Source organism: Xanthomonas sp. WHRI 7945 (assembly GCF_035026585.1).
This window is the reverse complement of record NZ_JAYIQP010000020.1, coordinates 30427-41944: the sequence shown is the minus strand read 5'-3', so window position 1 is coordinate 41944 and position 11518 is coordinate 30427. Positions and strand designations below refer to the sequence as shown.

Genomic DNA, 11518 nt, shown 5'->3' with positions numbered 1-11518 from the left:
ATTTTCCCGATAAATACGACAAGACGGGGCCGTCACCCTACGCGCACATTGTGGCCGTGCAGTGAAATCTCCGGGGGAGATTCCTGCACGAAGTAGCCGGACGCAACGCGTCGTCGTACGCGTCGCCGCGGACGCGGCGGTGGGACCCTCCACCTGCCGTCGCGCCCGCGGACACGTCCTTTCCGTACCCGCCACCGACCACTGGCGATGGGGACGGCTGCCCGGGGATGGGCGCCGACCTCGCCGATCGCCATGCCTCGCCGCCCAGGAGATTCCGATGTCGTCTTTGTCCCAACGCGTTGCGCCGCTTTTCCCGTCGTCATGGCGCCGCGTGCAGCGGCCAGGTCCGCTGGCGGCGGCGATCTGCAGCGTACTGGCGGTCGCCGCGGCGGCGCCGTGCGCGCTGGCGCAGGACGCCACCGCCGCCGATCCGGCGGCGACCACGCTGGAACGGGTCAGCGTGACCGGCAGCCATATCCGCCGCGTCGATGCGGAAACCGCCAGCCCGGTGATCACCATCGACCGGCAGCGGATCGAGGACAGCGGCCAGAACACGCTCGGACAACTGCTGCAGCAGCTGCCGGCGATGGCCGGCAACATGCCCAACATCTCGCTCAACTCCGGCTTCAGCCACGGCCGCGCGCTGGTGTCGCTGCGCAACCTCGGCGCCGAGCGCACCCTGGTGCTGGTCAACGGCCACCGCATGGCCGGCCCGGCCAGCAGCGTCTCCGCCGCGCCCGGCGTGGACATCAACGCGATCCCGGCGGCGATGGTTGAGCGCATCGAAGTGCTGACCGACGGCGCCTCCTCGGTGTACGGCTCCGACGCCATCGCCGGCGTGGTCAACATCATCCTCAAGGACAAGTACGACGGCGCCGCGGCGACCGTCGACTACGGCCAGAGCACCCATGGCGACGGCAACCGCCGCACGCTGGGCGTGGAGTGGGGCAAGACCTGGGAGCGCGGCGGGCTGATCCTGGGCCTGAGCCGCAGCTCGATGAACGCGCTGTACGACGAAGACCGCAGCTACGCCAAGACCGCGGTGAACTACCTCAACGGGCAGGTGGTGGAACGCCGCGGCAACGGCACCCGCGCCTTCCTCAGCGACGGCAGCGTGCTGACCCCGAACAGCAACCTGGCGCCCGGCGCGGTCGACGCCGGCGACTTCCACACCTACAGCCAGGCGGTCGAGGGCTACAACTCCTACACCGGGCAGTACCTGATCACCCCGGTGGAGCGCACCAATTTCTCCGCCCACGCCAGCTTCGATTTCACCCCGGACGTGCAGGGCTACCTGGACATGTTCTGGACCCGCAGCAAGACCACCTCGCAGTTGACCGCCTTCGGCCTGGAGCTGCCCAACGCCGCGCAGAACTACTACAACCCGTTCGGCAGCGACCTGTCGCGTTACCTGCTGCGCTCGGTGCCGGCCAACACCCGCGTCTATTCCTCGACCATGACCCAGACCAACATCGTGGCCGGGTTGCGCGGCAAGTTCTCCGACAGCAGCTGGCAGTGGGACGCGGCGGCCGGTTATGCGCGCTACAAGGACACCCTGGTGCGCAACGGCTTCTCGATCACCTCGGCGCTGAACAACGCGGCCGGCGCCTCGTTCCTGGACAGCGACGGCGTGGTCAAGTGCGGCACGCCCGGCAACGTGATCGCCGGCTGTACCCCGATCAACGTGTTCAACCCGGACGATCCGGCCACCATCGCCGGGATCAAGGCCACCCAGAGCGCGGTCGACCTGATCGACGAGAGCACGATGAAGTTCGCCGAGGCCAGCGTCAACGGCGACCTGTTCAAGATGCCGGCGGGAATGGTGCAGGCCGCGTTCGGGCTGTCGTTGCGCAAGAACGATTTCTCGCAGGGCACCAGCAACCCGGTCGCCGCCGCCGATGCGGGTGGCAGCTGCGACTACAACGACGGCTGCATCATGAACCAGGGCCACGACGAGACCATCAAGGAGGCCTATGCCGAAGTGCTGATCCCGCTGCTCAAGGATCTGCCCGGCGCACAGGCGCTGAACCTCAACCTGGGCACGCGCTATTCCAAGTACGACTACTGGGGCAACACCACCAACAGCAAGATCGCGCTGGAATGGCGGCCGATCGACAACCTGCTGATCCGCGCCACCGGCTCGGAAGTGTTCCGCGCGCCGGCGCTGGGCGACCTGTACGGTTCGCCGTTCAACGCGGTGATCGACGCCAGCGGCGACTTCACCGATCCGTGCGCCGGCTACACCGGCGGCGGCAATGCGGCGGCCTGCGCCAACGTGCCCACCGACGGCAGCTTCGTCAACACCTCCTCGTTCACCGTGCTGACCACCGGCTCGGCCAATGCCGGCTTCAAGATCAAGCCCGAGCAGGGCCGTTCCTACAACCTCGGCGCGGTCTACGATCCGGGTTGGGCGGACGGCCTGTCGTTGAACCTGGACAGCTGGCGGGTCACGCTCGACGACATGATCAACGGCTCCGGCCTGGACCAGGTGCTGCAGAACTGCTACGACGGGCAGAGCGCGTATTGCCCGCTGATCCAGCGCAACGCCAGCGGGCAGCTGGTCAGCGTCACCGTGCCGTTCGCGATCAACAGCGGCAAGGTCGATATCCGCGGCTACGACATCGGCATCAAGTACGCGCTGCGCGACACCGCCTGGGGCAGCTTCCAGGCCGGCGTCGACGCCACCTTCCTGTCCAGCTACAAGTTCAGCGGCGACGACCACAACTACGTCGGCGAGACCTCCAGCTACGGCAACATGCCGCGCTGGCGCGCCAGCTTCAACCTGGGCTGGGACAACGGGCCGTGGCATGCCAGCTGGAACACGCGCCTGCTCGGCCCTACCACGGTCGGCAGTGCCTACGAGGACTTCTGCGTGAACACCGCCGCCGACGGCAGCTGCGTGTACTTCCGCGTCGGCACGGTGACCTACCACGACGCCTCGCTGAGCCGGAAGTTCGAGAGCCTGCACACCACGCTGTCGGCCGGCGTCAACAACCTCGGCGACCGCAAGCCGCCGCAGTACTACGGCTATGCCAGCGCGGCCAACACCGACGCGTTCACCTACGACACGTTGGGGCGGTATTTCTGGGCGCGGCTCAGGACCGAGTTTTGAGGCTGGCGGCAAGCGGCGGCAAGGCCGCCTCGGACTGGCGGCGCCGCGCTGCGGTGGCACTGACCGCGGCGCTGTTCGGCGCCGCGGTCGCCACGGTGGCGGCCGCGGCAAGCGACGGCGAAGGATTGCAGGACAGCAACGCCGCGCTCGGCTATCCGCGCTTCAATGGCGCTGCGCAGCCACTGCCGGACAATGGCGTGGCCTTCGCCCCGGGCGGCCATCTGCGACGGGTGTTCGCCGCGGACCTGGCGGCCGGCGCCGGCAGCGCGCCCGGCAAGGATTTCTGGATCGACCGCATGCTCGCGCGCAGCGGCACCGGCGGCGGCTTCGACGACAGCAACAACTGGCTGTTCAGCCGCGGCCGCGCCGCGTACATGTACACGCACGCGCCGCAGCAGCCGGGCTTCGTCGGCGACGTCGCCTACGCGCACAAGACCGGCCACGATGCGTTGTTCCGGCTGCAGCTCGAACGCGACGGCACGCCATTGCAGCTGGTCGAGGACAGCGCGCAGCGGCGGCAGACGCCGAGCTACTTCAGCAGCGTCTATGCCGATGCCGCTGCGGGCGTGCGGCTGCGCCTGGTCAAGTTCATCAGCGAGCAGAACGTGGCCGTGGCCGAGGCCACGCTGTCCAGCAGCGACGGCGTGGCGCGGACGCTGACCCTGCGCGCGACCTCGCCGATGGCCACGCATGCCGACGGCGCCGAACTCACCGGCGCGTTCGTCACCCACAACGCGATCACCACGGTGTTCCCGCGCCTGTCCGGCGACGGCTTCGCGGTCGACGGCGGTTCCATCGCGCGCCGCGTGACAGTGCCGGCGCGCAGCGAGGCGGCCACGCTGAAGGTGCAGCTGGGGCTGGTCACGCGCGAGCTGCCGGCATCGCTGCAGGAATACCGGCGCATCGCCGCGCAGTCGCCGCAGCAGGCCTACCGCGAACACGTCGTCGCCTACAACCGCTGGTGGGCCGACAACCTGCCGTACCTGGACACCCCCGAGGACAACATCGACAAGACGTTGTTCTACCGCTGGTGGCTGCTGCGCTTCAATTTCCTCGACGCCGCGGTGCCCGGCAACGACTACCAGTTCCCGGTGGCGATCGAAGGCGTGCTCGGCTACGACAACGCGATCGTGCTGACCACCGGCATGTTCATCGACGACCTCAAGTACCTGCGCGATCCCAGCTATGCCTACGGCTCCTGGCTGGGCGCCGGCGAGACCGCCGGCGGCGGCAAGTACGTGGACAATCCCGGCGCGCCGGAGAACTGGTCCAATTCCTACGCCCAATACCTCAGCGCCGCCGCCTGGCGCGCCTACCAACTGCACGGCGGGCCGCCGGCGGTGGCCGCGCAACTGGCGCGCTACGCCAGCGCCGACGTGGACGCGCTGCTGCGCGCCTACGACCGCAACGGCAACGGCCTGATCGAGTACGACTGGGCGGCGATGACCGGCAACGACGCCGACGCGGTGTCCTTCGACTGGGCCAAGCAGCACGGCCAGGTACGCATGGACCGCAGCGAAAGCGCCTACGTCTACGCCAATGCGCTGGCCGCGGCGCAGGCCGCGCAACTGGCCGGCGACAGCGCCACCGCGACGCGGATGCAGGCGCTGGCGACGAAGATCCGCAGCGCCGTGCTCGCCGTGCTGTGGCAGGACCGCAGCGCGGGCGCCGACGGCATGGGCCTGCACGGCGACCTGCTCAAGCAGCGCCAGGCCGACGGCGCGCGGTTGCCGGTGGACTGGAAGGAGACCAACAACTACTACCCGTTCAGCGTCGGCCTGATGCCGAAGCAGGGCGAGGCCGACTACGACCCGAAGTACGTCCGCGCGCTGCGCCTGTTCGCCGACGCGCGGCAGTACCCGCTGTTCCCGTTCTACACCGCCAACCAGGCCGACCAGCAGGCGCGCGGCGACGGCGGCAGCAACAACTTCTCGGTGATCAATTCCACCGTGGCGTTCCGACTGCTGGGCAGCGCCTTGCGCGACTATCCCAGCCCGTATCTGGACGCGAGCAGCTACCGCAAGCTGCTGTACTGGAACGCCTGGGCGCACTACATCGACGGCGACAACCGCTATCCGGACCAGAACGAGTTCTGGGCCCAGGGCAGCGCCGCCGACGGCGGCCGCATCGGTTACCGCTCGTGGATCCACCATACCCAGCTCGGAGCGACCAACTTCACTGTGATCGAGGACGCGATGGGCCTGCGCCCGCGCGGCGACGGCAGGATCGAACTGTTTCCGATCGACATCGGCTGGGATCACTTCGCCGCCGACGCGCTGCGTTACCGCGACCGCGACCTGAGCATCGTCTGGGATCGCGACGGCCGCCACTACGGTGGCGCGGTGCCCAAAGGCTATTCGGTGTATCTGGACGGGAAGCTCGCGTTCACCGTCGATCGCCTGGCGCATGTGATCTACGACCCGGCCAGCGGCCAGGTACAGGCGGCGCCGGACGCGGTCAATGCCGATGCCGCGCAGGTGCGGGTGCTGGCCGCGCACGCGCGTGCGCTGCAGACGCCGGAGCAGGTGCGCTTCGCCGCCGATGCGCGCATCGGCGCGGTGCTGGCCGACGCCGGCGTGGACACGGCATTGCCGGCTTCGGCGCGCAACCTAGCGCAGGGCGCGACGGTGAGCGCCAGCTACGCCGCCGACGGCTTCCCGGCCATTGCGGCGGTGGACGGCAGCACCGCCAATGAACCGTTCTGGGGCAGCGCCGGCTCGCCGTCGCGCAGCGACTGGATCGAACTCGACCTGGGCCGGCCGCAACTGCTGGACGACGTGCGCCTGTATTTCTACCGCAGCTCCTCGCCGCCCGGCGAGCAGCATGGCTTCCCCTCCGGCACCCGCGCCGGCTACGCGCCGCCGTGGCTGTATGTGCTGCAGTATTTCGATGGTCGCGAGTGGAAGACCGTGCCCGGCCAGGTGCGCGATGCGCCGATCGCGCAGGGCAACCGCAACCGCGTGCGCTTCCCGGCGCTGCGCGTGCAGCGGCTGCGGGTGCTGGTCATGCATGCCGGCGCGCTGCGCACCGGCATCAAGGAAATCCAGGCCTACGCCAGTGGCGCGACGCTGCCGACGACCCGCGCCAACCAGGCGCCGCAGGTCGAGGCCTGGCAGGAGGACGGCGCCGGCGGCGGTGCGCTGCGCCTGGTCGGCCGGGTCGGCGACGACGCGTTGCCGAACGGCACGCTGGCGCTGCACTGGCGCGTACTGCAAGCAGCGCCTGGGGGCGCGGCGATCTTCGAGGACCCGCAGGCGGCGAGCACCAGCGTGCGCTTCACCGCGCCCGGCGCCTATACGCTGCGGCTGCAGGCCGACGACGGCGCGTTGCAGGGCCATGCCGACGTGGCCGTGGTCGCCGCGGCGTTGCCCGCCGGGCAGGGGTTGCAGGTGCAGGGCGAGGCCGAGGCCAGCGCGCAGGTCACCGCCGGCCATCACCGGCTGCAGGCGCTCAACGACGGGCTGCTGCCCGAGCCTGGCCAGGCGCCGGCGCCGGACCGGCGCTGGGGCAGCTGGGGCCGCGCGCAACCGGCCTCGGTGTGGGTGCAGTACCAATGGCGGCAACCGCAGCGGCTCAACGCGGCGGCGCTGTACTTCTGGGACGACCAGCCGCAGGGCGGGGTGGCGCCGCCGCGCGCGTGGAAGCTGCAGTACCGCGACGGTGAGCAGTGGCGCGACATCGCGGTGCGCGGCGGCTATCCGCTCGCCGCGCACGGCGCACCCAGCCGCGTGGCGTTCGCGCCGGTGACCACCACCGCCTTGCGTGCAGTGCTGGACACCGCCGCGCAGGGCGACGGCCACGCCGCGGTCGGTCTCGACGAATGGCAGGTGTTCGCCGAACGCGCCGACAGCACCGAGCCGGTCGACGTGCGCGTGGCGCCCGGGCAGATGCCCGCGTTGCCGCAACGCATCGCCGGCTATTTCGCCGACGGCAGCTGGGCGTGGTTGGGCGTGCGCTGGCCGCAGCTCGAACCGGCCGCGCTGGCCGGCGAAGGCCGCGTGCAGTTGCAGGGCCTGGCCGACGGCGGCGTGCCGGTCGCCGCCAGCATCTGGGTGCGCGCCAGCGCGCCGGGGCAGATCAACACCGTGCAGGCGCCGCCGCCGCTGCATGTGCGGGCCGGGCAGGTGCCGGCGCTGCCGGAGTACGTCAGCGTGCAGTACAACGATGGCTCGCGCGAACGCGTGCCGGTGCATTGGCCGCCGCTGGCGCCGGCCGCGTCCGCCGCGCCGGGCAACGCCAGCATCGTCGGCAGCGCGCAAGGGCGCGGCGGCAGCGGGCAACTGCCGGTGCGGCTGCAGATCGTGGTCGATGCGGCGGTGGCGCCATGAACCTGCGCCATGTTGGGTTCGGCTGGACGCGGCTGTTGCTGGCCGCCTGCTTGGCGTACGCCGCCAGCGCACAGGCGGCGCCGGCGGACGCGCGCAGCGTGCACGCCGCCGGCAATCCGATCCTGGCCGACGGCCGCGACTATTCCGCCGATCCGGCGCCGCTGGTCGCCGACGGCAAGCTGTACATCCTTGCCGGCCGCGACGAGGCGCCACCGGACGTCAACGACTTCGTGATGCGCCGCTGGCAGTTGCTGGCCACCGACGACGTCGGCAGCGGCCGCTGGACCCACTATCCGTCGCTGCTGCGCCCCGAGCAGGTATTCGCCTGGGCCGTGGCCGGCCGCGCCTACGCTGCGCAGATCGTGCAGGGGCCGGACCGGCGCTACTACCTGTACGCACCGGTCCACGAGAAGCATTCGCCCAACGCCGATCCGTTCGCGATCGGCGTGGCGGTCGCCGACAGTCCGCTGGGGCCGTGGCGCGACGCGCATCCGCAAGGACCGATCCTGTCGCAGTCGCTGCCGGTCAGGAACACCATCCAGAACATCGACCCGACCGTGCTGGTCGACGACGACGGCCGCGTGTATCTGTACTGGGGCACCTTCGGCAAACTGTTCGGCATCGAACTGGAACGCGACATGGTCACGCCCAAGGGCGAGGCGGTGGCGGTTACCACGCTGGACGGCTATTTCGAAGCGCCATGGCTGTTCAAGCGCAACGGCACCTACTACCTGGCCTATGCCGGCAACCGCGCCGGGCCGGATTCGGATTGCACGCCGACGCTCTACCACGCCTGCATCGCCTACGGCACGGCGCCGTCGCCGCTGGGGCCGTGGACCTACCGCGGGGTGATCCTGCCGCCGGTGTCCTCCACCACCTCGCATCCGGGCATCGTCGACTTCAAGGGCCAGTGGTATCTGGTCTACCACACCGCCGACGCCAAGGGCGGCGGCCACTTCCGGCGCAGCGTGGCGATCGACCGGCTGCAGTGGGACGACAGCCAGCGGCCGGCGCGGATCCGTCCGGTGCAGGCCACGCGCAGGGCGCAGCCGCCGCTGCCGTTGCAGCGCAACGTGGCCCGTTTCGCCCAGGCCAGCGCCTCCAACGGCCCGGACATCCCGCACCAGTACTGGATCGCCGCGCTCAACGACGGCGTGGTCAAGCGCAACCCGTTGCCGCCGCAGATGTGGGGCAGCTGGAGCGCGCACAATCCGCCGCAGCAGTGGATCCAGTACAGCTGGGCGCAGCCGGTGACGCTGGAGCGCAGCCGCATCGTGTTCTGGGCCGACCACGCGCCCGGCGCCAACGAAGGCGTGGCGCCGCCGGCGCGCTGGCGCCTGGAATACCGCAAGGACGGACAGTGGCTGCCGTTGGCGCAGGCGGCGCACGCGCCGGTCGCCGACCGTGTGCAGACGCTGCGCTTCGCGCCGGTGACCACGCGCTGCGTGCGCGCGGTGTTCGATGCGTCCGGCGCCGACGGCCGCTACGCCGCCGTGGCGGTGCAGGAATGGGAAATGTGGGCCACGCGCGCGCAGCGCCTGGCGCCGGCCGACGCGGCGGCTGCGCAACAGTGCGACGATCGTTGAAAAGGAGCGCGGCAATGCAGAGGGGTCGCGGGTATCGCGTCGGGCGACAGGCGTGGCTGCTGGGCGCGCCGCCGCGTGCGGTGGCAGCGCTGCTGCTGGCGCTCGCGCTGGCGCCGTGCGCGCTGGCGGCGCCGGGCGCGGACGACTACCAGCGTGCGCAGGCACTGAGTCGCCGCTACGAGGCGCTGGTCGATCGCGAACCGTCGCAACCGGTGTGGCTGGACGCCGGGCATTTCCTGTATCGGCGTTCGCTCGCGCGCGCCGGCGCCGCACCGGCGATCGAATACCGGCGCGCGGCCGTCGACAGCGGCAGCAACGAACTCGCCTTCGACCACGTGCGGCTGGCGGCGGCGCTGTCCGCAAGCGGCGGGCAGCCGGTCGATGCGACGGCATTGCAGTTGTCCGAGGTGACGCTGGGCGAGCACCAGTTGGACTTCGAGCGCGATCGCGTGCGCTGGCGCTGCGCCTTGCCGGACTACCGCTGCACGCGCAGCGACCTGGGCGCGCGCGAAGCCGATTCCTACGACATGAGCATTCCGCTGAAGCAGGGCCCGGCACATGCGCAGGCCTCGCCGAACGGCAAGTGGCGGGCCTGGGTCGAGGCCGGCAACGTGGTGGTCGCGGCGACGGCCGGCGGCGCGCCCTTTGCGCTCAGCCACGACGGCAGCGCGGCCGGGTACTACGCGGTGGACAGCTTCGCCTGGTCGCCGGACTCGACCCGGCTGGTCGCCTACCGGGTCACGCCGGCGCCGCCGCGCACGGTGTACTACATCGAGTCGGCGCCCTCCGACCAACTGCAGCCGAAGCTGCACCAGCAGGCCTATGCCAAGCCCGGCGATCCGCTACCGGTGCTGCGGCCGGTGCTGTTCGACCTGGCCACACGTCGCGCGCAGGCGGTGCCGGCGACGCTGTTCCCGAATGCGTTCACCCTGGGCTGGCCGCAGTGGCGCCGCGACGGCAGCGGCTTCACCTTCGAGTACAACGAACGCGGCCATCAGCGCTACCGGGTCATCGAGGCGGACGGGCGCAGCGCGCAGGCGCGCACGCTGATCGAGGAAACCTCGCCGACCTTCATCGAGTACAGCGCGCTCAGCGGCGACGGCGGCAAGTACTACCGGCACGACTTCGCCGACGGCGCGCACACCCTGTGGGCGTCCGAGCGCGACGGCTGGGAGCATCTGTACCTGTACGACACGCGCAGCGACGCCGCGCCGCGCCAGGTCACCCGCGGCGAGTGGGTGGTGCGCAAGGTCGATCGCGTCGACGAGGCCGCGCAGCAGGTGTACTTCACCGCCTCCGGCATGCTCCCGGGCGAGGACCCGTACTACCAGCACGCCTATCGCATCGGCCTGGACGGCAGCGGCCTGACCGCGCTGACCCCGGCGCCGGCCGATCACCAGGTGGTCTATTCGCCCGACGGACGCTGGCTGCTCGACCTGTATTCGCGCGTGGACCTGGGGCCGGTGCTGGAACTGCGCCGCAGCGACGACGGCGCGCTGGTGCGGCAGGTCGAGCGCACCGACCTGTCGCGGCTGCTCGCCGCCGGCTGGGTGCCGCCGCTGCCGCTGCATGCGCCCGGCCGCGACGGCAAGACCGAGATCTGGGGCGTGATCCACCGTCCGCAGGGGCTGGATCCGCGGCGCCGCTACCGCGTGGTCGAGAACATCTATGCCGGCCCGCACGGCGCGTTCGTGCCCAAGCGCTTCAGCGCGCGCGTGCCGGCGTTGACCGCGCTCGGCTTCGCCGTGGCGCAGATCGACGGCATGGGCACCAACAACCGCTCGCGCGCGTTCCACGACGTGGCCTGGCGCAATCTCAAGGACGCCGGTTTCCCCGATCGCATCGCCTGGCATCGCGCCGCCGCGGCGCAGTATCCGTGGTACGCGATCGAGCAGGGCGTGGGCATCTACGGCACCTCCGCCGGCGGCCAGAGCGCGCTCGGCGCGTTGCTGTTCCATCCCGAGTTCTATGCCGCCGCAGTGGCCAATTCCGGCTGCCACGACAACCGCATGGACAAGATCTGGTGGAACGAGCAGTGGATGGGCTGGCCGGTCGGGCCGTGGTATTCGGCCTCGTCCAACGTCGACAACGCCTGGCGCCTGCAAGGGCATCTGCTGCTGGTGACCGGCGACATGGATCAGAACGTGGATCCGGCCAGCACCTTCCAGGTCGCCGATCGCCTGATCAAGGCCGGCAAGGATTTCGATCTGTTGGTGGTGCCGGGCGGCGACCACGGTGCCGGCGGCGCATACGGCCAGCGCCGGCTGCTGGATTTCTTCGTGCGCTGGTTGCAGCAGGCACCGACGCCGGACTGGAACCGCCAGGCGGCGGCGCCGGCAGCGGTCGCGCACTGACGGTGGCGCGCATGCGGCAGGCGGCGCGCGCGGCGTGGCGACGGCCGCCATCGGTTGCGACATATCGACAAATTTCCACATCAAAGGCGACGTTTTTCCACAAGACGCTGCGCCTGCAAGCGTGAAACCCTGCAAGTG

4 protein-coding genes are annotated in these 11518 nt (G+C 70.6%); all 4 read left to right on the top strand.

Annotated elements, in window-relative coordinates; all coding sequences use genetic code 11:
* Positions 1-277 precede the first annotated feature (277 nt).
* Genes VDQ83_RS15320 through VDQ83_RS15305 form a run of 4 tightly spaced genes read left to right on the top strand, consistent with a single transcriptional unit; the run spans position 278 to position 11380 of the window.
* Positions 278-3112 (top strand): TonB-dependent receptor domain-containing protein, encoded by a 2835-nt coding sequence (locus VDQ83_RS15320; RefSeq protein ID WP_455435595.1) that lies wholly within the window; start codon positions 278-280, stop codon positions 3110-3112.
* Entirely contained in the window at positions 3109-7440 is a 4332-nt protein-coding gene (locus tag VDQ83_RS15315) for an Ig-like domain-containing protein (protein ID WP_455435594.1), read from the top strand. The genes VDQ83_RS15320 and VDQ83_RS15315 overlap by 4 nt, the downstream gene beginning before the upstream one ends.
* Positions 7437-9026: a family 43 glycosylhydrolase gene (locus VDQ83_RS15310; RefSeq protein WP_455435593.1), complete on the top strand. Its 1590-nt coding sequence runs from the start codon at positions 7437-7439 to the stop codon at positions 9024-9026. Before VDQ83_RS15315 ends, VDQ83_RS15310 begins: the two co-directional genes overlap by 4 nt.
* A 14-nt stretch (positions 9027-9040) precedes the next feature.
* Positions 9041-11380, top strand: coding sequence for a prolyl oligopeptidase family serine peptidase (locus VDQ83_RS15305; protein WP_455435592.1), 2340 nt, complete (start codon positions 9041-9043; stop codon positions 11378-11380).
* Positions 11381-11518 lie beyond the last annotated feature (138 nt).

What these genes read in the sequence shown, in the direction of transcription:
- VDQ83_RS15310 (WP_455435593.1), top strand. Translation starts at nt 7,437, where the DNA reads ATGAACCTGCGCCATGTTGGGTTCGGCTGGACGCGGCTGTTGCTGGCC.
- VDQ83_RS15305 (WP_455435592.1), top strand. Translation starts at nt 9,041, where the DNA reads ATGCAGAGGGGTCGCGGGTATCGCGTCGGGCGACAGGCGTGGCTGCTG.
- VDQ83_RS15320 (WP_455435595.1), top strand. Translation starts at nt 278, where the DNA reads ATGTCGTCTTTGTCCCAACGCGTTGCGCCGCTTTTCCCGTCGTCATGG.